Source organism: Kitasatospora sp. NPDC087314 (assembly GCF_044744365.1).
Lineage (GTDB): Bacteria > Actinomycetota > Actinomycetes > Streptomycetales > Streptomycetaceae > Kitasatospora.
Genome location: NZ_JBIUYE010000001.1, coordinates 451,684 through 478,661 on the forward strand (window position 1 = coordinate 451,684; position 26,978 = coordinate 478,661).

General features: G+C 73.4%; 25 protein-coding genes. 15 read left to right on the top strand and 10 right to left on the bottom strand.

Annotation, left to right across the window (positions count from 1 at the left end; translation table 11 throughout):
- The 3 genes from ACIO5E_RS02055 to ACIO5E_RS02065 all read left to right on the top strand — a co-directional run bounded on the left by ACIO5E_RS02055 (nt 1) and on the right by ACIO5E_RS02065 (nt 3,625).
- Nucleotides 1–1,152: an NlpC/P60 family protein gene (locus ACIO5E_RS02055; protein WP_400662461.1), complete on the top strand. Its 1,152-nt coding sequence runs from the start codon at nt 1–3 to the stop codon at nt 1,150–1,152.
- Nucleotides 1,153–1,379: 227 nt separating this feature from the next.
- Entirely contained in the window at nt 1,380–2,426 is a 1,047-nt protein-coding gene (locus tag ACIO5E_RS02060) for an NlpC/P60 family protein (protein ID WP_400662463.1), read from the top strand.
- A 53-nt stretch (nt 2,427–2,479) separates the two neighbouring features.
- Entirely contained in the window at nt 2,480–3,625 is a 1,146-nt protein-coding gene (locus tag ACIO5E_RS02065; protein ID WP_400662465.1) for a hypothetical protein, read from the top strand.
- A 45-nt stretch (nt 3,626–3,670) separates the two neighbouring features.
- Here ACIO5E_RS02065 and ACIO5E_RS02070 read toward each other — a convergent pair whose 3' ends face one another.
- Nucleotides 3,671–5,035, bottom strand: coding sequence for a glycosyltransferase 87 family protein (locus tag ACIO5E_RS02070; RefSeq protein ID WP_400662467.1), 1,365 nt, complete (start codon nt 5,033–5,035; stop codon nt 3,671–3,673).
- Between the two features lie 209 nt (nt 5,036–5,244).
- Here ACIO5E_RS02070 and ACIO5E_RS02075 point away from each other — a divergent pair, with 209 nt between their 5' ends.
- A complete protein-coding gene (locus ACIO5E_RS02075) occupies nt 5,245–6,381 on the top strand; it encodes a glycosyltransferase family 4 protein (RefSeq protein ID WP_400662470.1) in 1,137 nt (378 codons plus the stop codon).
- A gap of 48 nt (nt 6,382–6,429) precedes the next feature.
- Here the strand turns inward: ACIO5E_RS02075 and ACIO5E_RS02080 are convergent, their stop codons facing one another.
- The gene (locus ACIO5E_RS02080) at nt 6,430–8,223 is read right to left on the bottom strand and encodes an AMP-dependent synthetase/ligase (RefSeq protein WP_400662473.1); all 1,794 of its coding nucleotides are present in this window, start codon (nt 8,221–8,223) and stop codon (nt 6,430–6,432) included.
- A 333-nt stretch (nt 8,224–8,556) separates the two neighbouring features.
- Here ACIO5E_RS02080 and ACIO5E_RS02085 point away from each other — a divergent pair, with 333 nt between their 5' ends.
- The 5 genes from ACIO5E_RS02085 to ACIO5E_RS02105 all read left to right on the top strand — a co-directional run bounded on the left by ACIO5E_RS02085 (nt 8,557) and on the right by ACIO5E_RS02105 (nt 12,935).
- On the top strand, nt 8,557–9,021 hold the full coding sequence (locus tag ACIO5E_RS02085; protein WP_280674544.1) for an SRPBCC family protein: 465 nt from the start codon (nt 8,557–8,559) through the stop codon (nt 9,019–9,021).
- Nucleotides 9,022–9,269: 248 nt separating this feature from the next.
- A complete protein-coding gene (locus ACIO5E_RS02090; protein ID WP_400662475.1) occupies nt 9,270–10,442 on the top strand; it encodes an ArsA family ATPase in 1,173 nt (390 codons plus the stop codon).
- A gap of 99 nt (nt 10,443–10,541) precedes the next feature.
- Nucleotides 10,542–10,919, top strand: a complete 378-nt coding sequence (locus ACIO5E_RS02095) for a DUF5304 family protein (RefSeq protein ID WP_400662478.1) — start codon at nt 10,542–10,544, stop codon at nt 10,917–10,919.
- A gap of 192 nt (nt 10,920–11,111) precedes the next feature.
- Nucleotides 11,112–12,056 carry an ROK family glucokinase gene (locus ACIO5E_RS02100; RefSeq protein ID WP_280674538.1) on the top strand — a complete coding sequence of 315 codons (945 nt, stop codon included), beginning with the start codon at nt 11,112–11,114 and terminating at the stop codon, nt 12,054–12,056.
- Between the two features lie 132 nt (nt 12,057–12,188).
- Entirely contained in the window at nt 12,189–12,935 is a 747-nt protein-coding gene (locus ACIO5E_RS02105; protein WP_400662482.1) for an endonuclease/exonuclease/phosphatase family protein, read from the top strand.
- Here the strand turns inward: ACIO5E_RS02105 and ACIO5E_RS02110 are convergent.
- Together ACIO5E_RS02110 and ACIO5E_RS02115 are read right to left on the bottom strand one after the other, a co-directional pair.
- Nucleotides 12,932–13,675: a hypothetical protein gene (locus tag ACIO5E_RS02110; protein WP_400662485.1), complete on the bottom strand. Its 744-nt coding sequence runs from the start codon at nt 13,673–13,675 to the stop codon at nt 12,932–12,934. The two genes, ACIO5E_RS02105 and ACIO5E_RS02110, sit on opposite strands and share 4 nt — an antisense overlap.
- 10 nt (nt 13,676–13,685) lie before the next feature.
- On the bottom strand, nt 13,686–14,480 hold the full coding sequence (locus ACIO5E_RS02115; protein WP_400662488.1) for an alpha/beta hydrolase: 795 nt from the start codon (nt 14,478–14,480) through the stop codon (nt 13,686–13,688).
- 222 nt (nt 14,481–14,702) lie between these two features.
- Here ACIO5E_RS02115 and ACIO5E_RS02120 point away from each other — a divergent pair, with 222 nt between their 5' ends.
- The 3 genes from ACIO5E_RS02120 to ACIO5E_RS02130 are packed head-to-tail and all read left to right on the top strand — an operon-like array spanning nt 14,703 to nt 17,405.
- Entirely contained in the window at nt 14,703–15,506 is an 804-nt protein-coding gene (locus ACIO5E_RS02120; protein ID WP_400663401.1) for a lysophospholipid acyltransferase family protein, read from the top strand.
- A 35-nt stretch (nt 15,507–15,541) separates the two neighbouring features.
- Nucleotides 15,542–16,747, top strand: coding sequence for a MacS family sensor histidine kinase (gene macS, locus ACIO5E_RS02125; protein WP_400662491.1), 1,206 nt, complete (start codon nt 15,542–15,544; stop codon nt 16,745–16,747).
- The gene (locus ACIO5E_RS02130) at nt 16,725–17,405 is read left to right on the top strand and encodes a response regulator (protein ID WP_400662494.1); all 681 of its coding nucleotides are present in this window, start codon (nt 16,725–16,727) and stop codon (nt 17,403–17,405) included. The genes macS and ACIO5E_RS02130 overlap by 23 nt, the downstream gene beginning before the upstream one ends.
- Before the next feature lie 72 nt (nt 17,406–17,477).
- Here ACIO5E_RS02130 and ACIO5E_RS02135 read toward each other — a convergent pair whose 3' ends face one another.
- Nucleotides 17,478–19,412 (bottom strand): anthranilate synthase family protein, encoded by a 1,935-nt coding sequence (locus tag ACIO5E_RS02135; RefSeq protein WP_400662497.1) that lies wholly within the window; start codon nt 19,410–19,412, stop codon nt 17,478–17,480.
- A 303-nt stretch (nt 19,413–19,715) separates the two neighbouring features.
- On the opposite strand from ACIO5E_RS02135, the gene ACIO5E_RS02140 reads away from it, so the two are divergent.
- Both ACIO5E_RS02140 and ACIO5E_RS02145 read left to right on the top strand, forming a co-directional pair.
- Nucleotides 19,716–21,050: a class II 3-deoxy-7-phosphoheptulonate synthase gene (locus tag ACIO5E_RS02140; protein ID WP_400662499.1), complete on the top strand. Its 1,335-nt coding sequence runs from the start codon at nt 19,716–19,718 to the stop codon at nt 21,048–21,050.
- Between the two features lie 182 nt (nt 21,051–21,232).
- Complete coding sequence (locus ACIO5E_RS02145; RefSeq protein WP_400662501.1) at nt 21,233–21,526, top strand: bacterioferritin-associated ferredoxin; 294 nt, start codon at nt 21,233–21,235, stop codon at nt 21,524–21,526.
- A gap of 4 nt (nt 21,527–21,530) precedes the next feature.
- Here ACIO5E_RS02145 and bfr read toward each other — a convergent pair whose 3' ends face one another.
- Nucleotides 21,531–22,010 carry a bacterioferritin gene (bfr, locus tag ACIO5E_RS02150; RefSeq protein ID WP_280674520.1) on the bottom strand — a complete coding sequence of 160 codons (480 nt, stop codon included), beginning with the start codon at nt 22,008–22,010 and terminating at the stop codon, nt 21,531–21,533.
- Nucleotides 22,011–22,230: 220 nt separating this feature from the next.
- Between bfr and ACIO5E_RS02155 the strand changes: the two genes are divergently transcribed.
- Complete coding sequence (locus ACIO5E_RS02155) at nt 22,231–22,860, top strand: sulfite oxidase-like oxidoreductase (protein WP_400662503.1); 630 nt, start codon at nt 22,231–22,233, stop codon at nt 22,858–22,860.
- Nucleotides 22,861–22,908: 48 nt separating this feature from the next.
- On the opposite strand, the gene pknB is transcribed toward ACIO5E_RS02155, so the two are convergent.
- The 4 genes from pknB to thiO form a co-directional block, all read right to left on the bottom strand.
- Nucleotides 22,909–24,687, bottom strand: a complete 1,779-nt coding sequence (gene pknB / locus ACIO5E_RS02160; protein ID WP_400663403.1) for a Stk1 family PASTA domain-containing Ser/Thr kinase — start codon at nt 24,685–24,687, stop codon at nt 22,909–22,911.
- Between the two features lie 109 nt (nt 24,688–24,796).
- Complete coding sequence (locus ACIO5E_RS02165; protein WP_400662506.1) at nt 24,797–25,594, bottom strand: thiazole synthase; 798 nt, start codon at nt 25,592–25,594, stop codon at nt 24,797–24,799.
- A 2-nt stretch (nt 25,595–25,596) separates the two neighbouring features.
- A complete protein-coding gene (gene thiS, locus ACIO5E_RS02170) occupies nt 25,597–25,806 on the bottom strand; it encodes a sulfur carrier protein ThiS (protein WP_400662509.1) in 210 nt (69 codons plus the stop codon).
- Nucleotides 25,803–26,978 (bottom strand): glycine oxidase ThiO, encoded by a 1,176-nt coding sequence (gene thiO, locus ACIO5E_RS02175; protein ID WP_400662512.1) that lies wholly within the window; start codon nt 26,976–26,978, stop codon nt 25,803–25,805. The genes thiS and thiO overlap by 4 nt, the downstream gene beginning before the upstream one ends.

Here is a 26,978-nt window from a genome sequence, read left to right on the forward strand (position 1 = left end):
GTGGCGTCCCATCGTCGTCCCAAGCCCGCCGGCCGCGCCCGGGTGTCGATCCTGACCGGTGTCGCCGCCGCAGCCGTCGCGCTGTCCGCGCAGTCCGGCGCTCACGCCGACCCGCAGCCGACCAAGGACCAGGTCAAGGAGCAGGTCGACCAGCTCAACGAGCAGGCCGAACAGGCGTCGGAGAAGTACAACGCCGCGCAGGAGAAGCAGCAGGAGCTGCAGAAGCAGGTCACCGGCCTGCAGGACCAGGTGGCGCGGCAGCAGGCGCAGGTGACCGACCTGCAGGGCGGCCTGGCCGAGATCGCCGGCGAGCAGTACCGCAACGGCGGTATATCCCAGACCGTCCAGCTGATGTTCTCCGCCAGCCCGGACAACTTCCTGAGCCAGGCCGACACCCTGAACCAGGCCGGTGGCACCCAGAAGGGCCAGCTCAAGCAGCTCCAGGACGAGCAGCGCAAGCTCGACCAGGTGCGCTCCGAGGCCCAGGGCAAGCTCGCCGAGATGGAGACCACCACTCAGCAGCTGAAGTCGGCCAAGGACGAGGTCCAGGGCAAGCTCAAGGCCGCGCAGGACCTCCTCAACACCCTGACCGAGCAGGAGCGCCAGGCGCTGCGCGCGGCCGAGGAGAAGGCCGCCGCCGAGGCCAAAGCCAAGGCCGACGCCGCCGCGAAGGCCGCTCAGCAGGCCGCCGCTCAGCAGGCCGCCGCCCAGCAGGGCGCCGACCGCTCCTCCCGCGACAGCAGCCGCACCGACCCGAGCGCCCAGGTGTCCGCGCCGGCCCCCAAGCCGACCGCCGGCAGCTCGCGCGGTGCCGCCGCGCTGTCCATCGCCGCCTCCAAGATCGGCAGCCCGTACGTGTACGGCGCCTCCGGTCCGGGCTCCTTCGACTGCTCCGGCCTGATGGTGTGGGCGTTCAACCAGGTCGACGTGTCGCTGCCGCGCACCTCGCAGGAGCAGGCCCACGCCGGCACCCGGATCGGTACGGACCTCTCCCAGGCCCAGCCCGGCGACCTGCTGATCTTCTTCGGCGACGCCCACCACGTGGGGATCTACGCCGGCAACGGCCAGGTGCTGCACGCCCCCAAGCCGGGCGCGTCGGTGCGCTACGAGGCGGTCTCCAACATGCCGCTGACCTCCATCGTGCGGGTCTGATCCCCGCTCAGGTCCTGACGGGCCCGGCCTTCCACCACGGAAGGCCGGGCCTGCGGCTTTTCCGGCGACTCGGGCTGGTGTCCGATTACTGGTCAAATATTCGAGTTGGGAGGGGTTTGGACTCGGTTGCCCGGACTCGCTAACGTCTGCCACCGGACTCCCGCTTCGAGGGCCGCCCCTTTGGTGCGGCGGCGGGGCCGCACCGCAGGATTGGAGCCGCTGCCGCCATGCCCGTGCACCGCCGTTCCCAACTGCTCGCCCGTGCGCTGGTGCTGACCGCGGCCGCCGCCGCCGCCCTCGGCGTGACGGCGGGCGGCAGCGCCCAGGCGGCCCCCGGCACGCCGGACACGCCCACCCACAAGGACGTCAGGGCGCAGGTGGAGCAGCTCTACGACGAGGCCGAGCAGGCGTCGGAGAAGTACAACGCCGCGCAGGACGCCCAGCAGCGCCTCCAGGGCGAGACCACCGTCCTGCAGGGCGAGGTCGCCGCCGCCCAGGACCAGCTCAACCAGCTGCGCGGCGACCTCGCCACCGTGGCCGGCGCCGAGTACCGCGGGGGCGGTATGGCCCAGACCGTCCAGCTGATGCTCTCCACCGACCCGGAGGGCTACCTGAACCGGGCCCGCACCCTCGGCCAGGCCGCCGAGCGGCAGCAGGAGACCCTGCACGAACTGGTCACCCGCCAGCGCCGGCTCGACCAGCGCCGCACCGAGACCTCCGGCAAGCTCGCCGACCTGGAACAGGCCCGCCGCTCGCTCGCCGACAGCAAGCAGCAGATCCAGCAGCGGCTGGCCACGGCGCAGCGGCTGCTCAACAGCCTGGGCGCCGCCGAGCGGACCCGGCTGGCCGTCCAGGACGCCCAGGACGCCGAGCGGCGCGCCACCCGCGGCACCGACCGGCTGGACCTCGGCTCCGCCCCGCCCGCCTCCGAGCGCGGGGCGGCCGCGCTGGCCGCCGCGGTGAGGATGATCGGCTCGCCCTACGTCTACGGATCCACCGGGCCCCGCGCCTTCGACTGCTCCGGTCTGATGTACTACAGCTGGCGGCAGGCCGGAGTGACCCTGCCGCGCACCTCGCAGGCCCAGGCGTACGCCGGTCAGCGGGTCAGCCTCTCCGAAGCGCGGCCGGGAGACCTGGTGATCTTCTACCGGGACATGCACCACGTCGGCATGTACGCCGGCGGCGGGGTGATCGTGCACGCCCCCTACCCGGGTGCCAAGGTCCGCTACGAGAGCGTCAACACGATGCCGGTCACGGGGGTGGTCCGGCTCTGAGCCCGACGCCGTCCGACCCCGACGGCCCCCGGCCGATATGCGGGGACCGCCGCGTGCTGTCCCGGCGCGGTGCGCTGCTGCTCGCGGCCGGTGGGCTGGCCCAGTTGTCGCTGCCGCCGGCCGCCCCCGCGGCGCCGACCGGGCGGGCGGCGGACCGGCGGGCCGAGGTGGCCGCGCTGCTGGACGTGCGGGCCCGGGCGCTGCCGTTCGGGCCCGGGCCCGCGGTGGTCGAGGCCGGCTACCGCAACCTCGTGCTCGGCGCGGCCGCTGGGCCGGACCGGCTGACCGCCGCCGCCGACCTGACGGTCCGGGTCACCGGGTACGACGAGTACCCCGTGGTGTATCCGCGCCGGATCGAGCTGGTCCGGGCCGACGGCGGCTGGCGGGTCGAGCGGGAGGGGAGCGCGAGCGGTCCTCCGGCGCTCTGGGACCTCGGCCCCGCCCGGTACGCGGCCGGCGCGCACTGCCTGGTGCTCGGCCTGGCCGACGGGGCGGATCCGACGGCCCTGGCTACGGTGGCCGACCGGGCGGTGCCAGCCGTGGGCGAGGTCTGGGGCACCGGTTGGCCGGGTCGTCTGCTGCTCGAACTCCCGTCCACCGAAGGTCAGTTCGCCCGACTGCTGGAGGCCGACCCGGCCGGCTGGACGGGCATGGCGGCGGTCACCGTGGCCGCCCCCGGCGCGCCCTGGCACACCCCCGCGGACCGGGTGCTGGTCAACCCCGAGGCGTACGGGCGGCTCAGCGACTTCGGCCGGCAGGTGGTCGTCACCCACGAGGCCACCCATGTCGCCACCAGGGCCGACACCCGGGCCTGGACGCCGCTCTGGCTCTCCGAGGGCGTCGCCGACTGGACCGCCTACCGGGGCTCCGGCCGCCGCCCGCAGCAGATCGCCCCCGAGCTGACCCGGGACGTCGCGGCCGGCCGGCTGCCCGCCGCGCTGCCGGCGGACCAGGCCTTCACCGCGGGCGCCGACGGCATCGCACAGGCCTACGAGCAGGCCTGGCTGGCCTGCGAGCTGGTCGCCCGGCGCTACGGGCCCGAGCGGCTGGTCGGACTCTACCGGGCGGTCGGCGCCGCCGACGGGGCGAGGGAGGACCGGGAGCAGCGGCTGGACCGGCTGCTCCGGGCGGAACTAGGGCTCGGCCTGGCCGAGTTCACCCGGCTCTGGCTGGACGAGGTCGCGGGGCTGGCGCGTTAGGGAGCGTCCGACCGTTCCCGCCGCGCGCGACCGGTCCGACACGCCCTAGCGTCGCTGCTCGGCCGGGAGAGCGGGCCGGTCGATGCCGTCCAGCAGGTCCTGCTCGTACGCGATGCCCGGGCGCACCGGGTAGGCGGGCGACACCGGCTCGGGCGCGGCCAGCACCACCGTCGGCGGCAGCTGGGACGTGCCGCGGGTGGAGCGCCAGAGCCGGACGCAGGAGAGCACGGTGGCGGCCAGCAGCAGGAGGTTGCGCAGGCTCAGCACGGTGATCGCCCAGGGCTCGCTGGCCAGGACCTGGGTGAACATCGTCGGGAACTCGACCAGCGTCAGCGGGCAGGCGAGCAGGATCAGTCCGGCCACCGGCCGTTGGCTGGTGCCGCGCACGGTCAGGCAGACCGCCGCGACGCCGACCAGCCACACCAGGTACTGCGGGCTGATCACCCGGCTGGTCACGATGAAGATGAGCAGCGCGCACAGCGCCGCGTCGTACATGGTGGCCGCGTTGCGGCGCTTGGCCGTGAAACGCCAGAGCAGCAGCCAGGCGAAGCCCAGCACGGTGCCGGCCATCATCACCTTGCTGATCACGCCGACCCACGGCCCGAGCATCTCGGGGGAGCCGTAGTTCATGGTGACCCTGCCGTCCCACGCCTCCGCGATCCGGGCGTAGTGCAGCGGCAGTGCGCCGAGCGACTCCACCTCGATGCCGCGGTCCTTCTGGAAGGCCAGGAAGTCGAAGGCGCCGTTCATGCCGGCCGCGAGCAGGAAGCCCACCGAGACGGCGGTGGCCGCGGCCAGCGTCCAGGAGCGGCGGGTGCGGCGGCCGGAGGGGGTGCCGATCAGACCGAGCAGGGGCCAGACCTTGACGATGCCGCCCAGGCCCAGCAGCATCCCGCCGATCGCCGGGCGGCGGATCAGCGCCAGCAGGCCGGCCAGCGCGACCACGGTGACGATGATGTCGAAGCGGTTGTAGATCATCGGGCCGAGCAGGGGAACGCCCACCACCCACATCCAGGCGCCGGTCAGCGCCCGGCCCCGGCGCAGGCCGGTGCGGATCAGCAGGGCGGCGGCGGCCGCGTCGGCGATCCCGCAGATCACCCAGAACGAGACCAGGTACGACCAGGGCAGCAGGCCCGGCAGGAGGATCACCAGGGCCGCGCCGGGCGGGTACTGCCAGGTCACGTCGTCGAACGGGAAGGTACCGGTCTGCAGCACCCCGTACCAGGCGTGGTAGATCATCCAGACGTCGGCGGTGACGTCCCCGCCGGGTGCCTTCAGCACACCGGTCACCAGCAGCACCAGGACCGTACGGGTGGCCACCCAGGTCGCGACGAGCGTGGCGAGTGCCCCCAACGGGCGGCCGAGGCGGCCGCGCGACGAGCCGGACTCGGTGGCCGGGGCCAATTCCACTGCGCTCCCTCGTTCGTCTCGGACGTCCTCACCGGCGGCGCCGTGCGACGGCCGCCCGGGCCGCCACCGGCCGCCCGGGTACTAGGACTGACCCGGGGATGAAACGGTTGCCGTGCGCGGATCCGTTCCCGGCGGGGCATGGTGTTGACCTATCGTACGGATCACCCAGCGGTAACCGAGCACCCCCCGACCGAGCGAGCCGTGGACTGATGCACAGGACCTTGATCGTCACCAACGACTTCCCGCCCCGCCCCGGCGGTATCCAGGCCTTCGTGCACAACATGGCCGTGCGTCAGCCCGCCGGAAGCATCGTGGTGTACGCCTCGACCTGGCGGGACGGCACCGAGGTGGCGCGCTTCGACGCCGAGCAGCCGTTCCCGGTGATCCGGGACCGGACGAAGGTGATGGTTCCCACACCGCGGGTCACCCGGCGGGCCGCCGAGATCCTGCGCGCGGAGAAGTGCGACGCGGTCTGGTTCGGCGCCGCCGCCCCGCTGGGGCTGATGGCGCCCACGCTGCGCCGCGCCGGGGCCGGGCGGCTGCTCGGGATGACCCACGGGCACGAGGCCGCCTGGGCCCAGCTGCCGGCCGCCCGGCAGCTGCTGCGGCGGATCGGCGCGGGCACCGACGTGCTGACCTACCTGGGCGAGTACACCCGCTCCCGGATCGCGGGCGCGGTCGGGCCGCAGGCCGCGGCCCGGATGGTGCAGCTGCCGCCGGGCGTGGACGAGACGACCTTCCACCCGGACTCGGGGGGCGCCGAGGTGCGCCGTCGGCTCGGGCTGGCGGACCGCCCGGTGGTGGTCTGCGTCTCCCGGCTGGTGCCGCGCAAGGGGCAGGACACCCTGATCGAGGCGATGCCGCAGATCCTGGTCGACGTGCCGGACGCCGTGCTGCTGATCGTCGGCGGCGGCCCGTACCGCGCGGACCTGGAGAAGCTGGCCGACGCCAGGGGCGTCCGGGACTCGGTGCGCTTCACCGGCTCGGTGCCGTGGGAGGAGCTGCCGGCCCACTACGGGGCCGGCGACGTCTTCGCGATGCCCTGCCGGACCAGGCGCGGGGGGCTGGACGTCGAGGGCCTGGGCATCGTCTACCTGGAGGCCTCGGCGACCGGCCTGCCGGTGGTCGCGGGCGACTCCGGCGGTGCGCCGGACGCGGTGCTGGAGGGCGAGACCGGGTACGTGGTGCCGGGCGGCTCGTCCGCCGCGGCCGCCGAGCGGATCGTCCGGCTGCTGCGCGACGAGGAACTGCGGCGGCGGATGGGCGCGGCCGGGCGGCGCTGGGTGGAGCGTTCCTGGCGCTGGGACCTGCTGGCCGGGCGGCTGACCTCGCTGCTCGCGGGGTGAACGGCGGGCCCGCCTCCCGGTCGCGGGGAAGCGGGCCCGGCTCGCCGGTCAGCGCTGGTAGATCGCCTCGATGTCGGCGGCGAAGTCCTTCAGCACGAGGTTGCGCTTGAGCTTGAGCGAGGGCGTCAGGTGGCCGCTCTCCTCGGAGAACTCGGTGTCCAGCAGGCGGAACTTCTTGACCGCCTCGGCGTGCGAGACGGCCGCGTTGCCGTCGTCCACCGCGGCCTGCAGGGCGGCCAGCAGGTCCGGGTCCTGGCTCAGCTCGGCCACCGTGGCGGTGGCGGGCTTGCCGTTGAGCTCCTTCCACTTGGGGAAGAAGTCCGGGTCGACGGTGATCAGACAGGCCACGAAGGGCTTGCGGTCGCCGACCACCATGACCTCGCCGACCAGCGCGTGCGCCCGGATGCGGTCCTCGATCACGGCCGGGGCGACGTTCTTGCCGCCCGCGGTGACGATGATCTCCTTCTTGCGGCCGGTGATGGTCAGGTAGCCGTCGGAGTCCAGCGAGCCGAGGTCGCCGGTGGCGATCCAGCCGTCCTTGAGGGCGTCCGCGGTGGCCTGCGGGTTGTTCCAGTAGCCGGTGAAGACCTGCGGGCCCTTGAAGAAGACCTCGCCGTCCTCGGCGATTCGGACGGCGGAGCCGGGCAGCGGCTGACCGACCGTACCGATCTTCGGCTTGTCCCACGGGTTGAAGGAGGTGGCCGCGCAGGTCTCGGTCAGGCCGTAGCCCTCCAGGACGGTGAAGCCGATGCCCCGGTAGAAGTGGCCGAGCCGCTCGCCGAGCGGGGCGCCGCCGGAGATGGCGTGGGTGGCCCGGCCGCCGAGGGCGGCGCGCAGCTTGCTGTAGACCAGCTTGTCGAACACCGCGTGCTTGATCCGCAGGCCCAGGCCCGCGCCGCCGGCGTCCAGCGCCCGGCTGTAGGCGATCGCGGTGTCGGCGGCCTTGTCGAAGATCTTGCCCTTGCCGTCGGCCTGGGCCTTGGAGCGGGCGGTGTTGTAGACCTTCTCGAAGACTCTCGGCACGCCCAGGATCAGGGTCGGTTTGAAGGCGGCCAGCTCGGCGGTGACGTCCTTGATGTCGGAGACGTGGCCCAGCTTGATCGGCGCCATCGCGGGGGCGATCTCGGCGATCCGGCCGAGCACGTGGGCCAGCGGCAGGAACAGCAGGACGGAGCTCTCGCCGGTGCGGAACAGCGGGGCCAGACGCTCCACCACGTTGCCGCACTCGGCGAGGAAGTTGCCGTGCGTCAGCTGACAGCCCTTCGGGCGGCCGGTGGTGCCCGAGGTGTAGACGATGGTCGCCACCGAGTCGGCGGTGGCGGTCGCGCGGCGCTCGGCGACGGTGGCGTCGGCGACCTCCCGGCCGGCCTCGGCCAGCGCGGCGATCGCGCCCTGCTCGATCTGCCAGGTGTGCTTCAACTCCGGCAGCCGGTCCCGGACCTCCTCGACCACCTTGCGGTGCTGGTCGGTCTCGGTGAGTACGGCGGCGGCGCCGGAGTCGCCGAGGATCCACTCGACCTGTTCGGGGGAGGAGGTCTCGTACACCGGGACGGTGATCGCCCCGGCCGACCAGATCGCGAAGTCCAGCAGCGTCCACTCGTAGCGGGTCCGGGACATGACGCCCACCCGGTCGCCCGGCCGGATGCCGGCGGCGATCAGGCCCTTGGCGGCGGCGTGCACCTCGACCAGGAACTGGGCGGCGGTCAACTCCTGCCACCGGCCGTCCACCTTGCGGCTGAGAACCGCGACGTCCGGGTGTCGCTCGGCGTTCTCGTGCACGAGGTCGGAGAGGTTACCGCCGCTCGGTACCTGGTAGAGGGCCGGAAGGCTGAAGTCGAGCAAGACTGCTCCTCGTTCGCGACGCTGCGGGACGGCAGGACGTTACTGCCCGGTAGGCAGCTTCGACCAGGGGGGTCGGCCCCGGTGTTCGAAGTGTCACACCCGGCCGGGTCCGACCAGGCCGTGACCGGGTCGTTCGAATGGCACCCTACGGCAGCCCCGTGGTGACCGGCCGGTAGCATGCCCCGCTGCCCGCTCCCCGACCGGTACTCGCGCCGCCGGTCACGGCCCGCACGGCCGAGCCGATCGCCGGTCGCGATAGCCTGCTCCGGGCGGACAAGGCCGAGCACGCTCGACCGGACCGGCAGGCAGAGGGACGACGCGGAGGGCCATTCCATGGCGGAGCACACCAGGTCGAGCATCACCATCGACGCGACCCCGGCCACGGTCATGGCCGTGATCGCCGACTTCGCCGCCTACCCGGCCTGGACCGGCGAGGTCAAGGAGATCGAGGTCCTGGAGACCGCCGAGGACGGCCGCGCCGCCCAGGTCCGTCTGCTGCTCGACGCCGGCGCCATCCGCGACGAGCACGTCCTCGCCTACACCTGGGACGGCGACCGCGAGGTCGGCTGGACCCTCGTCCGCAGCCAGATGCTCCGCTCGCTCGACGGCTCCTACACCCTCGCCCCGCTCTCCGGCGGCCGTACCGAGGTGACCTACCAGCTCGCCGTGGACGTCAAGATCCCGATGCTCGGCATGATCAAGCGCAAGGCCGAGAAGGTCATCATCGACCGCGCCCTGGCCGGCCTGAAGAAGCGCGTCGAGGACGTCGAGGACGCCGACGGCAAGAAGTCGGTCTAGGGCGTGTCCGACAATTCCCGCCGGGCGTGCGACGCCTGGGCACGCACCTCGCCACGTTGTCGTCGGTCGCCGATGGCCCCCAGTCTGGCGGCCGGGAGGTGCCCCCACCGCATGGACTCCCTCCTCCGCCCTGTGATGCACGCACCCAGACGCCGCGCGCTGATCCGACGCGAATTGTCAGACACGCCCTAGGGCCTCGCTCCAAGGCAAGCACCGGGACTGACAGCACGAAACGGGGGCCGGACGGCATGACGGCGACACGCACCATCCTGGTCAGCGGCGAGGTGGGCGCGCCCACGGTGGCCGCCGCCACCGCCCTGCACGCCGCCCGGCGCGGCCACCGCACCTGGCTGCTGGCCGCCGACGACCCGCACCGCGCGCTGGACGGCGTCCTCGGCACCCGCCTGGAGCCCGAACCGGCCCACTACGCAACCGGCCTGACCGTCTCCCGGATCGACGAGCAGGCCGCCTTCCGGTACGCCGCCGGCGAGCTCACCAGCCGGCTCAAGCCCGCCCTCGACCTGCTCGGCGCCGAGCAGCTCGACCCCGAGGAGCTGACCGCCCTCCCCGGCATCGCCCGGATCGCCCTGCTGCGCGCCCTGCCCGCCGCCGACCAGGACGTCCTGGTCGTACTCGCCCCGCCGCCCGCCGAACTGATCGCCACCCTCGCCCTGCCCGAGCAGCTGGAGCGCTACCTGGACCGGCTCGTGCCCGAGCAGCGGCAGGCCGCCCGGGCGCTGCGCCCGCTGCTGGCCGGCCTGGCCGGCGTCCCGATGCCGGCCGAGTGGCTGTACGAGGGGCGGACCAAGGCCGCCGCGGTGCTCGCCGAGTCCCGCGCCGCGATCACCGCACCCGGCACCAGCGTGCGCCTGGTCGTCCCCGCCGGCGGTCACCCGTACCAGGAACTGCGCCGGATCCGGGCCGGGCTGGCCCTGCACGGCCACCGGCCGGACGCCGTCGTGGTGCACGGCGCGCTGCCCGAGGGCGCGGCCGACTCGCCGGACCCGTGGCTGGCCGCGCTGGCCCGCCGCCGCCAGGAGGAGCTGACCGGGCTCGCCGCCGAGACCGACGCCCCGGTCCTGGCCACCGGACTGGCCGACGCCACCCTGGAGGCCGTCGCCGACCGCCTGTACGGGGACGGGCCCGGCCCGGAGCGGCTCGCCCCCGAGCCCTGGCCGGTCGAGGACCGCCTCGCCGAGGAGGGCCTGCTGGTCTGGCACCTCGCCCTGCCCGGCGCCGACCGGACCGAGCTGGACCTCGTCCGCCGCGGCGACGAACTGGTGGTCGGCCTCGGCGCCCACCGCCGGGTGCTCACCCTGCCGTCCGCGCTGCGCCGCTGCACGGTGGCGGGCGCGGGGCTGCACGACGGGGCGCTCTCGGTGCGGTTCGCGCCCGACCCTGCACTCTGGCCCCGGGGCTGACCCTCCGGCGGTTGCGGGCCGCCCGGCCCTCTGCGGGCCGTCCGGTAGCGTCGGGCCCGTGGGCCGCGGGGTGCGGCCACAGCTGAGGAGGCGCCCGCGATGACCAGCACCGACGACCGGACCGAGCCCACCGCCGAGCCGGGCGGCCCGCAGGCCCACCCGTTCGGGCCGGAGCTGGGCCCGCTGGTGGACGAGGTGCGCAAGCTCGCCACCGCCGTCGGCCAGAAGGCGCAGGAGGCGAGCGCCGACACCCTGATCACCCTCTCCGGACTGGCCGACCGGCTGCGCACCCAGCAGCCCGAGGTCTACACCCACCTGGCCGCCGCCGGTACCGGACTGGCCGCCGCGGGCGTCGAACTGCTGGCCGCCTACCGGGCCGCGGTGGCCGGCCACGAGCACCGCTGGACCGCCGGCGAGAACGCCACCACCGAGCGGATCGACCTCGACACGCCTGACGAGCCGTCCGCCAAGCAGTGAATCCGTAACCTTCGAACCGTGATCGCGCTGCTCTCATGCGTGACGAAGCGGGAGAATAGATACGACTTTTGAAGGATTGCGGCCGGGTTGGTCCACGATTGTCTTCGGTTAATGTATGCGAGGTGGTGTACGGGGGCATGGTTGGGCGGTACCGTTCCGTCCAGCGGGAACGAGTGAATAGCTGAGGGACACATGGCTCTGACCATCGGCGTCGATGTCGGCGGGACCAAGATCGCGGCAGGCGTGGTCGACGAGGCGGGCGCGATCCTGGCCCGGACCAGGGTGCCCACCCCGGCCGACCCGCAGTGGGCGGTCGACGCCATCGCGCAGGCCGTGCGCGAGCTCAAGGAGCAGCACCCCGACGTCAACGCCGTCGGTGTCGGCGCCCCCGGCTTCGTGGACAGCAACCGCTCCACGGTGATCTTCGCTCCCAACATCGACTGGGAGAACGAGCCGCTGCGCGGCCGGATCGAGGAGCTCACCGGCCTGGACACCGTCGTCGAGAACGACGCCAACTGCGCCGCCTGGGCCGAGTTCCGCTTCGGCGCCGCCGCCGACCACCACGACATGGTGCTGATCACCGTCGGCACCGGCATCGGCGGCGGCATCGTCCTCGACGGCCGGCTGCACCGCGGCCGGTTCGGCGTGGCCGGCGAGATCGGCCACCTCAACATGGTCCCCGACGGTCTGACCTGCGGCTGCGGAGGCAAGGGCTGCTGGGAGCAGTACGGCTCCGGGCGGGCGCTGCGCCGCTACGGCCGGGAGAAGTCCGCCGCCGACCCGGTGCGCGGTCGCCGGATGCTGGAGCTCAACGACGGTGTCGCCGAGACCATCCGCGGCATCCACATCACCGAGGCGGCCGAGGAGGGCGACCCGCTCGCCCTGGAGTGCTATGCCGAACTGGCCGACTGGCTCGGCCGCGGCATGGCGGACCTCGCCGCGCTCTTCGACCCGGGCGTCTTCGTGCTCGGCGGCGGCGTCTCCGACTCCGGCCGCCTGCTGCTCGACCCGGTCGCCAAGGCCTTCGAGCACTACCTGACCGGCGGCATCCACCGGCCGCGCGCCGAGGTCGTCCTGGCCTCGATGGGCTCCGCCGCCGGCATCGTCGGCGCCGCCGACCTGGCCCGCACCGCCTGACGGGCGGCAACACCCCCACAAGCCCGCCGGCGGCGGCGCGACCGGACCCCGACCAACCCCGGACGCGCCGCCGCCGACGCATGTCCCGGCCCTGCCGTACGGTCGTCCCACGGACCACGTACGGGGAGGACCATGACCACGGCACCCGCCGAACCGCCGCCGCCCGGCCCGCGCCGGCTGCGCCTGCTCAGCTACAACATCCGCTCGCTGCGGGACGACCGGCGGGCGCTGGCCCGGGTGATCCGGGCCTGTGCGCCCGACCTGGTCTGCGTCCAGGAGTCACCGCGCTACTGGCGGCCCGAGGGGCAGGCCGGCCGGCTCGCCCGCAGCACCGGGACGGTCGTCCTGGCCGGCGGCGGCCGGACCGCCGCCGGGCCGCTGCTGCTCGGCCGGCCCGGCGCGGCGCAGCTGCTGGGCGTGTACGACCGGCTGCTGCCCAAGGCCCGCGGCCTGCACGCCCGCGGCTTCGCCACCGCGCTGCTGCGCCTGCCCGGCACGGCGCCGTTCACCCTCACCAGCTGCCACCTCAGCCTGGACGCCGACGAGCGCTACCGCCAGTTCGAGCTGCTGCTCGACCAGCTTGGGATCGCCGAACACGGCATCGTGGCAGGGGACTTCAACGAGCACCCGGACGGCAGGGGCTGGCGGCTGCTGGCCTCGCGGCTGCAGGACGGGTACCCGACCGCGCCCTGGGGCGGCGAGTTCACGTCGGTCCCCGAGCGCCCCTACCAGCGGATCGACGCCGTCTTCGCCACGCCCGGGATCACCGTCCTCGGCTGCGGCGTGCCCAACGGGCTGCCCGGCGTCACCGAGGCCGACCTGCGCGCCGCGACCGACCACCTGCCGGTGCTCGCGGTGCTGGAGCTCCCAGAGGCTTAGACCACCGCGCCGTGGTCCGGGTCCTCGGGCTCGTCCTCGTCGCGGTCCTTCAGCCGGGTCACCAGGGTGACGAAGCCGCCGAGGAACGCGGTGACCCCGACCCAGGCCGGCCAGCCGGAGATCTCCCGCCACACCACCGCGTCGAACAGCAGCAGGGCGGGGCCGCCGAGGACGGCGAGCCAGGCGAACTTGGCGGTGACGTCGGCGGGCGGCAGCGGCGGGGGCTCCGGCGGGACGTAGTGGCCCTCGTCGGTGTCCTCGGCCAGCTCGAAGTCGCGCGGACCCGAGCCCGCCGCCGGCATCACCGGCCGGCCGGAGCGGGGGCGCGGCTGCGGGGTGAGGTCGGCGAGGCCGTCCGGGTCGGCCCGGGAACCGGCGCCGTCCTTGAAGCCGCCCTTCAGCTCGTTCTGGGCCCGGAGGTTCTCCACCTCCGGCCAGTTGGGGTTGGTGAGGTCCACGGGATCGTCGAACTGGGCCACCAGGGCGGCGAAGATCTCGTCCTGCTCGGCCTGGCTGCGCTCGGGCGCGCGCCGGACGCGGGGCTCCGCGGGCGCGCCGGTCTCCGGTTCGGCCGGGTGCCGGTCGGCGGCCGGCTGTCCGGTGGCCTCCGCGGCCGGGGCGGTGGCGCCGTCCGCCCCCGTACGATCCGCCGGTGCGCCGCTCTGTGCGGTGCCGTCCTTCGTCGCGCCGTCCTCGCGGGGTGCTTCGTCCCCGCCGCCCGCCGTGCTGCTCTCGTGCACTTCCGGCCCTTCAGCCATGGTGATCGTCGGATTCGACCCGGGTGACGCCCGCCGCGTGTGCGGGAGCCAGCCGTCGGATGAAGTCCTGGCTGGCCGCGAATATTTCCGCCGCGTCGTGGTCCAGCGTCGCGACGTGGAAGCTGCGCTGGCACAGCCGCTCCGTCACGTCGGTCGAGGATATCCGGGCCAGTACCAGTTCCGAGTTGGCCGGCGAGACGACGTGGTCCTGCGGACTGTGGAAGAGCAGCACCGGCTGGGTCACCTGGGGCAGCCGCTGCTGGACGTCCCGCCACAGTCGGCTCAGCGACCAGGCGGCGTGCAGCGGCGTCCGGTCGTAGCCCAGCTCGACCGCGCCGGGCCGGGCGATGTCGTCGGCGATCCCGGGCAGGCTCGGGACGAGGTGCCGCAGCACCGGCAGCAGCACACTCGCGGGGTTGTCCGAGCGCACCGACGGGTTGACCAGCACCAGCCCGGACACCGTCGGACCGTGCAGCGCGGCCAGCCGCAGCGCCAGCGCGCCGCCCATCGACAGCGCGCAGACGAAGACCTGCTCGCACTCGGCGGCGAGCGCCAGCAGTTCGTGCTCGACCTCGGCGTACCAGTCCTCCCAGCGGGTGACCTGCATGTCCTGCCACCGGGTGCCGTGACCGGGCAGCAGCGGCAGCGAGACGGTGAACCCGGCCGCCGCCAGTTCCTCCGCCCACGGCCGCAGCGACTGCGGCGAACCGGTGAAGCCGTGGCACAGCAGCACCCCCACCGGTCCACCACGGTGGCGGTACGGTTCGGCACCGGGCAGCAACGGCATGGCGGACTCCTTCGCGGGCGGGTGGCGCTGGGGGAGGCTGCGGGAATCCGCATCGTCCCACGGCCCCGGCCGGGACGTACACCCCTCATGGCGGGCACCGCAGGAGCCCGCGCAGGAGTGCGGCGACGGCCCGCCAGGGCGGGGCGGGGCGCGGGCGGCGCCCACGGGGCATTAGGATCGACCGGTCCGCATAACAGGAGGCCCGGGTTGTTCTACCGACTGATGAAGATGATCGTCGCGCCACTGCTTCGGATCTTCTTCCGGCCGTGGATCGAAGGTGAGGAGAACATCCCCACCGAGGGTGCGGCGATCATCGCGAGCAACCACCTGTCCTTCTCGGACTCCTTCTTCTTCCCCGCGCTGATCAAGCGCCGGGTGACCTTCATCGCGAAGGCCGAGTACTTCAACACCCCGGGCCTCAAGGGCCGGCTGACCGCCGCCTTCTTCAAGGGCGTCGGCCAGCTGCCGGTGGACCGCTCGGGCGTGCGCGGTGCGGGCGAGGCCGCGATCCGCAGCGCCATCGCGGTGCTGGACCGCGGCGAGCTGTTCGGCGTGTACCCCGAGGGCACCCGCTCGCCCGACGGCAAGCTGTACCGCGGCAAGGTCGGCGGCCTGGCCCGCGTCGCGCTGGCCACCGGCGCGCCGGTCATCCCGGTCGCCATGATCGACACCGAGAAGGTCCAGCCGCCCGGCCAGGTGGTCCCCAACTTCGGCATCCGCCCCGGCATCCGGATCGGCCGCCCGCTGGACTTCTCCCGCTACCACGGCATGGAGAACGACCGCTTCATCCTCCGTTCGGTGACGGACGAGGTGATGTACGAGATCATGCGGCTCTCCGGCCAGGAGTACGTGGACATCTACGCGACCGCCGCCAAGCGGCAGATCGCCGACGACAAGAAGAAGGCCGACGCCGAGCGCAAGGCGGCCGCCAAGGCGGAGAAGGCGGAGGCGGAGAAGGCCGCCGCGGCCGAGAAGGCGGAGCAGGCCGAGACCGAGCAGGCCGAGAAGGACACCGGGTCGGCCTGACGACCGCGCGGGCGGCCCAGGGGAGGGGCGGACGGATGACGGACGGCGAGAGAACCGGGGCGGTCGGCGGCGCGGTCGCGGCCGGGGGCATGTCCGTCGAACTGCCGCTGTGGAAGGCCATCTCCTACTTCCGGGTGCTGGCCCTCAGCTACGCCCTGCTGCGCTACCTCGACGCGTACCTGTACTTCCTGCACCCCGTCGCCGGCTGGATCTTCCTCGGCACGCTCACCCTCTGGACGCTCGCCAGCACCCGGGCCTTCGCCGGCCCGCAGCGCTGCACCTGGTACGTGCTCGGCACCGACCTCACCCTCGCCGTCACCGGCATCGTGATGAGCGGTCTGACCGACGACCCGGTGCGGATAAGCCACGGCGCGCCCACCCTGCCGACCATCTGGGCCGCCGGAACGGTGCTCGGCTTCGCTGGCAAGGGCGGCTGGCGCTGGGCGGCCGCCGCCGGTTCGGTGATCGGTGTCGCCAACATCCTCGGCCACGGCGGTCTGACCGGCGACAACATCCACAACATCATGCTGCTGATGGTGGCCGGCTGCGCCATCGGCTACGTCATCGAACTGGCCCGCGCCAGTGAGGCCACCCTCACCCGGGCCCTCCACGACGGCGTGCTCCAGGTGCTCGCCCTCGTCCAGCGCCGCGGCGCCGAGCTCGCCGCGCGGCCCGCCGACGGGCATCCGGGTGCTGGGCGCGAGGGCGGCGACGCGGACTTCGCCGAACTCGGCCGGCTGGCCGGCGAGCAGGAGCGCGCCCTGCGGGCGCTGATGGCCGGCGGCCCGATCCCGGGGCAGCGCCCGCCGCGGTGCGGCGCCGAGGAGCCGCAGGACCTCACCGCGCTGCTGGGCGGGTACGCCGACGAGCGGATCACGCTGTCCGCCCCCGGCAGCCCGGTGCTGCTGCCCGCCCGGGCGGCCGGCGAGCTGGCCGCGGCGGTCGGCGCCGCCGTGGACAACGTCCGCCGGCACGCCGGGGAGCGGGCCCGCGCCTGGATCCTGGTCGAGGAGGAGCCGCAGACCGTCACGGTCAGCATCCGCGACGACGGCCCCGGCTTCGCCCCCGGTCGGCTCGGCGAGGCGGAGCGGGCCGGGCGGCTGGGCGTCTCCCAGTCCATCCGCGGCCGGTTGCTGGACCTCGGCGGCACGGCCGAGCTGTACTCGGCGCCCGGGGAGGGCGTCGAGGTCGAACTCCGCGTCCCGAGGAAGGGCTCTGATGACCGATCAGCCGACGACTGACCGGCCGGTCCGGGTGATGGTCGTGGACGACCACCCGATGTGGCGCGACGCCGTCTCGCGGGACCTCGCCGAGGCCGGGCTGGACGTGGTGGCCACCGCGGGCGACGGCGAGGAGGCCGTGCGCCGGGCCCGCGCCTGCTCGCCGCAGGTCGTCGTGCTGGACCTCAACCTGCCCGGCCTGCCCGGCGCCGAGGTGTGCCGCCAGGTGGTCGCGCAGGACCCGGCGGTGCGGGTGCTGGTGCTCTCGGCCAGCGGCGAACACCAGGACGTGCTGGAGGCGGTGAAGTCCGGTGCGACCGGGTACCTGGTCAAGTCGGCCGGGCGCGAGGAACTGCTGGACGCGGTGCGCCGTACGGCCGTCGGCGACGCGGTGTTCACCCCGGGCCTGGCCGGCCTGGTGCTGGGCGAGTTCCGCCGGCTGGCCGCCGAACCGGCCCCGGCCTCCGCACCGGCCGTCCCGCAGTTGACCACCCGGGAGACCGAGGTGCTGCGGCTGGTGGCCAAGGGCCTGTCGTACCGGCAGATCGCCGACCGGCTGGTGCTGTCGCACCGGACGGTGCAGAACCACGTGCAGAACACGCTCGGCAAGCTGCAGCTGCACAACCGGGTGGAACTGGTGCGGTACGCGATCGAGCAGGGCCTGGACGACGAGATCTGACGGCTCCGGCGGCCTGCGCGGGGGAGCCGGTCCCGGGCTGCGCCCCGCCCGGGACCGGCTCCCGCCGACTCCTCAGCCGCGGACGGCCGTCGCCTCGCGCAGCAGGCCCGCCACGATCTCCACACCGTCGCGGGTCAGCACCGACTCGGGGTGGAACTGGAGGCCGGCGAAGCCGGGCCCGCGCAGGGCGTGCACGTCACCGGTCACGGCGTCCCGGGCGACCTCGACGCCCTGCGCGGCCAGCCGGGCCGCGTCGGCGTCCGAGCAGCGCGCGGTGAACGTGTTGTAGAAGCCGACCGTGTGCTTGGCGCCGAACAGGTCGACGGTCTCCTGCGCGCCCTGGTACGGGACGGCCTTGCGGCCCAGCGCCAGCCCGAGTTCCGCCGAGAGCAGCTGGTGGCTGAGGCAGACCGCGAGCAGCGGCGCGGTGCGGTCACCGGACCGGACGGCGGCCAGGGCGTCCGCGACGATCGGCCGCAGCACGGCCATCTTGGGGTCGTCGGTGAGCGCCGGGTCGCCGGGGCCGGGGCCGAGCACCAGCGGGCCGCGGTGTGCCGCCACCAGCTCGCGCAGCCCCGGCTCGTCGTAGCGGACGACGGTGACCTGGTGGCCGATCGAGGTGAGCAGGTGGGCGAGCATCGAGGTGAAGGTGTCCTCGCCGTCGACCACCAGGGTCGGCGCGGACTCGGTGACCGGCGTCGGCGTCTGCATCCGCAGCCAGAACGGCGCGAGGTCGGCCCGCCGGGCGTCGAGGGCGGCCTGGACGCGGTGGTCGTCGGCCAGCCGGGGTCCGGTGGGTCCGGGCAGCCGGGCCGGCGCGGGCCGGGCGCCGATCGCGGTGAGCACTCCGGCGGCCTTGGCGTGGGTCTCGGCGACCTCGGACTCGGGGACGGAGTGGCGCACCAGCGTGGCGCCGACCCGGACGACCAGGCGGCCGGTGGCGGGGTCGATGTCGGCGGTGCGGATGCAGATCGGCGAGTCCAGCAGCTGCCCGCCGCTGGCGGAGCGGCCGATCAGGGCGAGCGCGCCGGAGTAGTAGCCGCGCCCGCCGGGCTCGTAGCGCCTGATGACCCGGGTGGCGTTCTGCACCGGGCTGCCGGTGACGGTGGCGGCGAACATCGTCTCGCGGAGCACCTCGCGGACGTCCAGCGAGGTGCGCCCGCGCAGCTCGTACTCGGTGTGGGCGAGGTGGGACATCTCCTTGAGCCGCGGCCCGAGCACCTGGCCGCCGAGGTCGCCGACCGTGCACATCATCTTGAGCTCTTCGTCGACGACCATCGTCAGCTCCTCCAACTCCTTGGGGTCGTGGAGGAATTGGAGCAGCGAGTCGATGTCCGAACCGCCGGTCGGATAGCGGTACGTGCCGGAGATCGGGTTCATCACGACGGTGCCGCCGCTCTGCCGGACGTGCACCTCGGGGGAGGCGCCGACCAGGACGCGCTCGCCGGTGTGCACCAGGTAGGTCCAGTACGCGCCGCGCTCCTGCTCCAGCAGCCGCCGGAACAGGGTGAGGGCCAGCGCGGGCGTGAAGTTTTCCAGGGTGGCGCTGAAGTCGCGCCGGATCACGAAGTTGGCGCCCTCGCCGTTGCCGATCTCGTCCTCGATCACCCGGCGCACGATCGCGGCGTACGCCTCGTCGTCCACGTCGAACGAGCCGCCGGTGAGTGAGACCGGCAACTGCGGTAGTCCGGAGGTGAGTTCGGCCAGTGGCAGGGTGTGCTGTTCGGCCACCACGAGGGCCTGCAGCGGGGTCCCGTCGTCGTGCGCCTCGAAGCCGCGCTCGCGGATCTGCCGGTACGGGACGAGCGCGAGCAGGTCGTGGACCGGTCCGCCGACCGGGACGCCGGTGCGGACCGGCAGGTCGGCGAGGTTCCGGTAGCTGTCGACCGTGCCCAGCAGCACCTCGACGGTGTTCGGGGCGAGTCGGGGGGTGCGGCGGTGCAGCAGGGCGAACGCGGGGGCGTCGGGGGTGGTGAGGCGGGTGAGCAGGTCGGCGGTGGCGGTCACGGGGGCGGCTTCCTTCCGGGGGGACTGGCGAGGTGCGGTGCTGGGTTCCGCTCCCGGAGGGCCGACTGCTCAGACGCCGACGGCCGCCCCGAGGGGCGGCCGTCGTGTTCGTCTAGGAACGCGCGATCGGTGGGCCACCCTTGGGGGAGGCCCACCACCAGGAGTGGGTGTGGGGCGCGTGCATGGGTCGAGCCTAGCCGATCGTGCGGGGAGGGTGAGCCTGGTCACGTGATTGTCCGAGTCGTGTCTCACCCCTCGGGCAATGGTCACGAATCGCTCGCGTCACCCCGTAGCCTTGACGGTGTGACCGTGACGAATCTCCACTCCTGGCAGTCCCTGCCCGCGGCGCAGCAGCCTGAATGGCCGGACCAAGAGGCTCTGCGCAAGACCCTTGCCGAGCTCGCCTCCTATCCGCCGCTCGTGTTCGCCGGCGAGTGCGACCAGCTGCGCGCCCGGCTCGGAGCCGTGGCGCGTGGGGAGGCGTTCCTGCTGCAGGGCGGCGACTGTGCCGAGGCCTTCGACGGCGTGTCGGCGGAGCACATCCGCAACAAGCTGAAGACCCTGCTGCAGATGGCCGCCGTGCTGACGTACGCGGCCTCGGTGCCGGTCGTGAAGGTCGGCCGGATCGCCGGCCAGTACTCCAAGCCGCGCTCCAAGTCGACCGAGACCCGCGACGGCGTGACCCTGCCGGTCTACCGCGGCGACTCGGTGAACGGCTTCGACTTCACCCCCGAGTCCCGCATCCCGGACCCGGAGCGCCTGAAGCGGATGTACAACGCGTCGGCCGCGACGCTGAACCTGGTGCGCGCGTTCACCACCGGTGGTTACGCGGACCTGCGCCAGGTGCACGCCTGGAACCAGGACTTCGTGCGCAACTCGCCGGCCGGCCAGCGCTACGAGCAGCTCGCCCGGGAGATCGACAACGCCCTGGCGTTCATGAACGCCTGCGGCGTGGCACCGGAGGAGTTCAAGACCGTCGAGTTCTTCTCCTCGCACGAGGCGCTGATCCTCGACTACGAGACCGCGCTGACCCGCGTGGACTCGCGCACCGGCGAGCTGTACGACGTCTCCGGCCACATGGTGTGGATCGGCGAGCGCACCCGCCAGCTGGACCACGCGCACATCGAGTTCGCCTCGAAGGTCCGCAACCCGATCGGCGTCAAGCTCGGCCCGACCACCTCGGTCGACGAGGCGCTGACCCTGATCGAGAAGCTGGACCCGGAGCGCGAGCCGGGCCGCCTCACCTTCATCACCCGGATGGGCGCGGGCAAGGTCCGCGAGCACCTGCCCACCCTGGTGGAGAAGGTCACCGCGTCCGGCGCCCAGCCGGTGTGGATTTGCGACCCGATGCACGGCAACACCTTCGAGGCCTCCAGCGGTCACAAGACCCGCCGCTTCGACGACGTGCTCGACGAGGTCAAGGGCTTCTTCGAGGTGCACCGAGCGCTCGGCACCCACCCGGGCGGCATCCACGTGGAGCTGACCGGCGACGACGTGACCGAGTGCGTCGGCGGCGGCGACGAGGTGCTGGTCGACGACCTGCACCAGCGCTACGAGACGGCCTGCGACCCGCGGCTCAACCGCAGCCAGTCGCTGGACCTGGCGTTCCTGGTGGCGGAGATGTACCGCGGCCAGTGACCGGGTCTCCGGCGCCGAACGGTGCCGGATGTGACGAAGGCCCCTCCGGATTCGGGACTCCCGAAGCCGGAGGGGCTTTTTCGTGCCCGGATCGCCGGGTAAGGTGAGGCTTAGTGAACTAAGGCAAGCCTTAGTCAAGATCGTTCCGCCAGAGGGCGCCGCACCACCCGGGAGAATCCGCGATGTACGTGTGCATGTGCCATGCGGTCACCGAGGACCAGGTGAGGAAGGCGATCGACGCGGGTGCCGACTCCCCGCGCCAGATCGCCCGGGGCTGCAAGGCCGGCACCGACTGCGGGTCCTGCGTCCGGCGGATCCAGGCACTGCTCGGCGAGCACGGCGCCAGGCCCTGCCCGACCGCCCGCCTGGCCGCGAAGCTCGGCCTGGCCGAACCGCAGGCCCAGGCCGCGGTGGCTCCGGTGGCCGCCGCGGCTCCCGCCGCCCCGGCCCCGGTCGTCCCGCTGCGCGCGGCCTGAGGGCTCAGGACTCCGGCTGCTCGATCACCTGGGCGATGTAGAGCGCCTCGCCGAGCTTCTCCAGGAGTTCCAGCTGGGTGTCGAGGTAGTCGATGTGGTGCTCCTCGTCGGCCAGGATGTCCTCGAAGATGTTCGCCGAGGTGACGTCGTTCTTGGCCCGCATCACCACGATCCCGCGCTTCAGCCGGTCGATCGCCTCGACCTCGATCTGGCGGTCCGCCTCGAACATCTCCTGGACCGTCTGGCCGATCCGGACGTGGAACAGCCGCTGGTAGTTCGGCAGCCCCTCCAGGAACAGGATCCGGTCGGTGAGGGTCTCGGCGTGCTTCATCTCGTCGAAGGACTCGTGCCGGGTGTACTTGGCGAGCTTCGTCCAGCCGAAGTTCTCCTGCATCTTGGCGTGCAGGAAGTACTGGTTGATCGCGGTGAGCTCCGCGGTGAGCTGCTCGTTGAGGAACTCGATGACCTCTGGATCGCCTTGCATGGCGGTGCCTCCCTGCGCTACGTCCTGGCTGTGACTCCTGCGCTGCGCATCCTGGCACCGAAATGGGAGGAAATTCCAGTAAGTTCACACTCACTAGGACATGTGTCGGAATATCCGATTTGAGAGGAAATGGGTCGACCGCTGGTCCGTATGAGCAGGGCGTGCGACCTCGCGAAGGGGCGCGCGCGGGGCCTCGTCCGCCGTCTGTCACCATGGAGCCATGGGTCAGTCCGAACAAGAACCGTTTCCGCAGTCTGACCCGAGGCTCCCTCCGGGGCAGCGCGCGCAGCGCGGCTGGCCTGCCCTGCACTACGGGCCCGTGCCCCGCTTCAAGCCGCTGACCTGGGACCTCCAGGTGTTCGGCGCCACCGCCTCGGCGGAGAAGCACAGCTGGGACTTCGAGGCCTTCCACGCCCTGCCGCGCACCACCGTCGTCGCCGACCTGCACTGCGTCACCAAGTTCACGGTGCTCGGCAACGAGTGGACGGGCGTGTCGGCCGCCGCCCTCCTCGACCTGGTGCCCCCCGCGCCCGGCGTCACCCACGTCATGGTCTGGGCCGAGTACGGCTACAGCGCCAACCTGCGGCTGGCCGACTTCGCCGACCCGCGGACGATCTTCGCCACCCACCGCAACGGCGAGCCGCTGACCGCCGAACACGGCTTCCCGGTCCGGCTGATCGTCCCGGGGCTGTACGCCTGGAAGGGTCCCAAGTGGGTCCGCGCGGTGGAGTACATGCGGGCCGACCGCCGCGGCTTCTGGGAGGAGCGCGGCTACCACAACCTCGCCGACCCGTGGCGCGAGCAGCGCTACTCCTACCAGGAGGAGCCGGGGGACGGCCCGCTCCGCTGAGCCTGGCGAAGTCCTTTGCCCGGCGAACTCACCTACCGGCGAACTCTCCTAGAAGAACGGGAAGTTGACCGTCACCGTGGTGTGCTGCGGGCGTCGCTCGCCGGCCGCCGGGGACTGGCTGGACACCTTGCCGGTGCCGAACAGGTTGACCCCGCTGGTCTGCATCGTGAAGCCGGCCGCCTGCAGCGCCTTCGCCGCGTCGTCCTTGCTCATCCCGGTGACGTCCGGGATCGGCACCATGCCCTTGCTGACCACCAGCGCGACCGCGGTGTTCTCCTGCAGCAGCTGCCCGGCCGCCGGCGAACTGCTGATCACCACGCCCTCCGGCACGGTGTCGCTGTACGTCCCGGTCACGCCGCCCCTGGTCAGCTGGAGCGCGGTCAGCGCGTCGGCGGCCTGGTCGGAGGTCTTCCCGGTCAGGTCCGGCACCGCGATCCGCTTGGGGCCCTTGGAGACGGTGACCGTCACGGTGTCGCTCTTGCGGGTCCGCGCGCCCACCCCAGGGTCGGTGGCGATCACCTGCCCGGCCGGGACGCTCTCGCTGAACGCCTCGACGAACCGGCCGTGCATGCCCTCCTTGTCCAGGATCCGCTGCGCCTCGGCCCGGTCCTTGCCGAGCACGCCGGGCATCGGCCCGTACAGCGCCTCGGACAGCCCGTACGTCGCGCCGCCGACCGCGAGCACCAGGGCGGCCAGTGCGGCGACCCAGATCAGTGGCCTGCGGGGGAGGCGGCGCAGCAGGCCGGGCCGGCGCCGGCGCACCGGGGTCGGCTCGTCGTACGGGCGCGGCTCGACCAACAGCTGGTCCATCAGCTCCGCCGGCACGTCCAGCACGCTGGTGTGCTCCGGCGCCGGGGCGTCGGCGGGCCGCGGCAGCGGCTGGATCACCGAGGTCGGCTCGCTGGTCGGGTAGCGCGGGCTGGGCCGGGTGGAGGCGGGCGGCTCGGCGTCCAGCTCGGCCGGGGTGAGCGTGCGGCGCAGCCGCTGGAGGGCGGCGAGCAGCTCGACCGCGTCGTACGGGCGGGCCTCGGCCGTCCGGGCGCAGGCGCCGGCCACTATGGCGTCCAGCGCGGGGCCGACGGCGGGGGCGATCAGCGAGGGGGCGGGGACGTCCTCGTGCAGGTGCTTGTACATGACCTGGACGGGGTTGTCGCCGGTGTGCGGGCGGCGGCCGGTGAGCATCTCGTAGAGCAGGATGCCGGCCGCGTAGACGTCGACCCGCTGGTCGGTGGGGGCGTCCGGGAGGATCTGCTCGGGGGCCAGGTAGGAGACCGTGCCCAGGACGGTGCCGCCGGTCGCGGTGCTGGTCGAGGTGGGCGCGCCGTCGGCGGTGCCCAGGACCCGGACCAGGCCGAAGTCGGCGACCTTGACCAGCCCGCCCTCGGTGATCAGCACGTTCTCCGGCTTGACGTCGCGGTGCACCAGTCCGGCCCGGTGGGCGGCGCCGAGGGCGGCGAGCACCGGCTCCAGCACGTCCAGCGCGGCCCGGACGGACAGCGCGCCGCGGTCGCGCAGCAGGTCCCGCAGGGTGCGGCCGGGCACGTACTCCATGGCGAGGAAAACGTTTCCGCCGTCCGCGCCCTGGTCGAAGACGTTCACCACGTTCGGGTGGGTGAGCCGGGCGACCGCCTTGGCCTCGCGGATGAACCGGGCGGTGAAACCGTCGTCCCCGGCCAGCGCGGGGTGCATCACCTTGAGCGCGACGACCCGGTCCAGCCGGGTGTCGGTGCCCTTGTAGACGGTGGACATCCCGCCGGTCGCGATGCGCTGCTCGACCCGGTACCGGCCGTCGAGCAGGGTACCGATCAGCGGGTCGTGCAATGCCATGTCCACCCGGGGGAGTCTAGTGCCGCGCTCACCCGCCGGACCCGGAGGACACCGTCCCCGGGCCCGGCCGTGCCCGGCTTGTGACACGGGACACGCGGCTCCCGCGGCGTCAGAACGCCGGGTGCTCGCGGGTGTCCAGGCTCGCCCGGCCGGCCATCGCCGAGGAGGCCTCGGCATGGAAGCGGCGCGGGATGCGGCCGGCCCGGTGCGCGAGCCGGCCCGCCTCGGCGGCGTGCCGCATCGCCTCGGCCATCAGCACCGGGTCCTGGGCCCGGGTCACCGCGGAGGCGAGCATCACCGCCGCGCAGCCCAGCTCCATCGCCAGGGCGACGTCCGAGGCGGTGCCGGCGCCCGCGTCCAGGATCACCGGGACGCTCGCGCCCTCCACGATCAGCTGGAAGTTGTGCGGGTTGCGGATGCCCAGGCCGGAGCCGATCGGCGAGCCCAGCGGCATGATCGCCGCGCAGCCGACGTCCTCCAGCTTGCGGGCCAGCACCGGGTCGTCGTTGGTGTAGGGCAGCACCGTGAAGCCGTCGTCGACCAGGGTCTCGGCGGCGTCCAGCAGCTCGATCGGGTCCGGCAGGAGGGTCCGCTCGTCGGCGATCACCTCCAGCTTCACCCAGTCGGTGCCGAGCGCCTCGCGGGCCAGCCGGGCGGTCAGCACGGCCTCGCCGGCGGTGAAGCAGCCGGCCGTGTTGGGCAGTACCCGGATGCCGTTGCGGGTCAGCACGTCCAGGACGGAGCCCTGGGTGCCGGTGTCGACCCGGCGCATCGCCACGGTGGTCAGCTCGGTGCCGGAGGCCAGCAGCGCCCGTTCCAGGATCTCCAGGCTGGGCGCGCCGCCGGTGCCCATGATCAGTCGGGATCCGAACGACGTTCCGGCGATGGTGAGTTGGTCGTCGGCCATGGTCAGCCTCCCTGGACGGCGGTGAGGATCTCGATCCGGTCGCCCGCCGAGAGTTCCGTGTCGGGCCACGAACCGCGGGGCACCACGGTCTCGTTGAGTGCGGCGGCGACACCGCTGTGGGCGGCGCTGAGGCTGGCCACCACCTCCGCGAGGGTGGTCGTGGCGGACACCCGGCGGGGCTCGCCGTTGACGGTCAGTGCGATCTCGGTCATGCGGAGGCCTTCGTGGTGGAGCGGTCGGGGGAGAACCTGGTGGGCGTGAACGGCGTTGCCAGGTCGGGAAGTTCGCCGGTCGCCAGGTACTCGGCGAGCAGGTCGGCGGTCACCGGGGTGAGCAGCACGCCGTTGCGGTAGTGGCCGGTGGCGGCGACCAGCCCGGGCAGTGCGGTCGGGCCCAGCAGCGGGGCGTTGTTCGGCGAGCCGGGCCGCAGCCCCGCCGAGGTCTCCACCAGCGGGAGTTCGGTGATGCCCGGGACCAACTCGTGGGCGTCGCGCAGCAGTTCGTACACCCCGCCGGCGGTGACCGTGGTGTCGTAGCCCTGTTCCTCGGTGGTCGCGCCGATCACCAGCTCGCCGTTCTCCCGGGGCACCAGGTACAGGTGTTGGCCGCGCACCACCGCGCGGACGTTGCGGGACAGGAACGGCCGGTACGCCCCGGGGATCCGCAGCCGCAGGATCTGCCCCTTCACCGGGCGGATCGCCGGCAGCACGCCCTCGGGCAGCCCGGGCAACCGGTGGCTGTGCGGGCCGGCCGCGAGCACCACCTGCTCGGCGGTCAGGGTCTCCTGCGTGCCGAGGCGGGCGCCGACCGCGCGGCCGTTCTCGACCAGCAGCCCGACGGCCTCGGCGCGGTGGATCACGACCCCGGCGCGTTCGCCGGCGGCCAGCAGGGCGGTCAGCAAGCGGCGGGGATCCACCTGGTGGTCGTCCGCGGCGTACAGGCCGCCACGCACGCCGGGGGCGAGCATCGGCTCCAGCTTGCGGGCCTCCCGGCCGGTCAGCCAGGCCGAGTCCAGGCCGAGCCGCTGGTGGAAGGCGTGCAGTTCGCGCAGTTCCTCGCGGTCGTCGGAGTCCAGCGCGACCGCGATCGTGCCGCACCGGCGGTACCCGGTGTCCAGGCCGCCGCTCGCCTCGGTGAGCTCGGCGGCGAAGTCCCCGTAGCGCTGGTTGGAGGCCATGCCGAGGCGCAGCAGCGGCTCCTCGCCGTACTGCAGCTCGGTGACCGGGGCGAGCATCCCGGCCGCGACCCCGGCCGCCCCGCCGCCGGGGGAGGGGTCGACCACCAGGATCCTCTTCAGCCCGCGCTGCGCGGCGCGCCAGGCGACGGCGAGGCCGATGACGCCCCCGCCGATCACCAGCACGTCGGCGCGGGTGCTTTCGGGCAA

Excerpts from the sequence above, each read along its gene's own strand:
- ACIO5E_RS02165 (WP_400662506.1), bottom strand. The coding sequence starts at position 25,594 with ATGGCCGACGACCAACTCACCATCGCCGGAACGTCGTTCGGATCCCGA.
- ACIO5E_RS02130 (WP_400662494.1), top strand. The coding sequence starts at position 16,725 with ATGACCGATCAGCCGACGACTGACCGGCCGGTCCGGGTGATGGTCGTG.
- bfr (WP_280674520.1), bottom strand. The coding sequence starts at position 22,010 with ATGCAAGGCGATCCAGAGGTCATCGAGTTCCTCAACGAGCAGCTCACC.
- macS (WP_400662491.1), top strand. The coding sequence starts at position 15,542 with ATGACGGACGGCGAGAGAACCGGGGCGGTCGGCGGCGCGGTCGCGGCC.
- thiS (WP_400662509.1), bottom strand. The coding sequence starts at position 25,806 with ATGACCGAGATCGCACTGACCGTCAACGGCGAGCCCCGCCGGGTGTCC.
- ACIO5E_RS02100 (WP_280674538.1), top strand. The coding sequence starts at position 11,112 with ATGGCTCTGACCATCGGCGTCGATGTCGGCGGGACCAAGATCGCGGCA.
- ACIO5E_RS02095 (WP_400662478.1), top strand. The coding sequence starts at position 10,542 with ATGACCAGCACCGACGACCGGACCGAGCCCACCGCCGAGCCGGGCGGC.
- ACIO5E_RS02085 (WP_280674544.1), top strand. The coding sequence starts at position 8,557 with ATGGCGGAGCACACCAGGTCGAGCATCACCATCGACGCGACCCCGGCC.
- pknB (WP_400663403.1), bottom strand. The coding sequence starts at position 24,687 with ATGGCATTGCACGACCCGCTGATCGGTACCCTGCTCGACGGCCGGTAC.
- ACIO5E_RS02145 (WP_400662501.1), top strand. The coding sequence starts at position 21,233 with ATGTACGTGTGCATGTGCCATGCGGTCACCGAGGACCAGGTGAGGAAG.
- ACIO5E_RS02155 (WP_400662503.1), top strand. The coding sequence starts at position 22,231 with ATGGGTCAGTCCGAACAAGAACCGTTTCCGCAGTCTGACCCGAGGCTC.
- ACIO5E_RS02075 (WP_400662470.1), top strand. The coding sequence starts at position 5,245 with ATGCACAGGACCTTGATCGTCACCAACGACTTCCCGCCCCGCCCCGGC.
- ACIO5E_RS02105 (WP_400662482.1), top strand. The coding sequence starts at position 12,189 with ATGACCACGGCACCCGCCGAACCGCCGCCGCCCGGCCCGCGCCGGCTG.
- ACIO5E_RS02120 (WP_400663401.1), top strand. The coding sequence starts at position 14,703 with ATGAAGATGATCGTCGCGCCACTGCTTCGGATCTTCTTCCGGCCGTGG.
- ACIO5E_RS02090 (WP_400662475.1), top strand. The coding sequence starts at position 9,270 with ATGACGGCGACACGCACCATCCTGGTCAGCGGCGAGGTGGGCGCGCCC.
- ACIO5E_RS02060 (WP_400662463.1), top strand. The coding sequence starts at position 1,380 with ATGCCCGTGCACCGCCGTTCCCAACTGCTCGCCCGTGCGCTGGTGCTG.
- ACIO5E_RS02115 (WP_400662488.1), bottom strand. The coding sequence starts at position 14,480 with ATGCCGTTGCTGCCCGGTGCCGAACCGTACCGCCACCGTGGTGGACCG.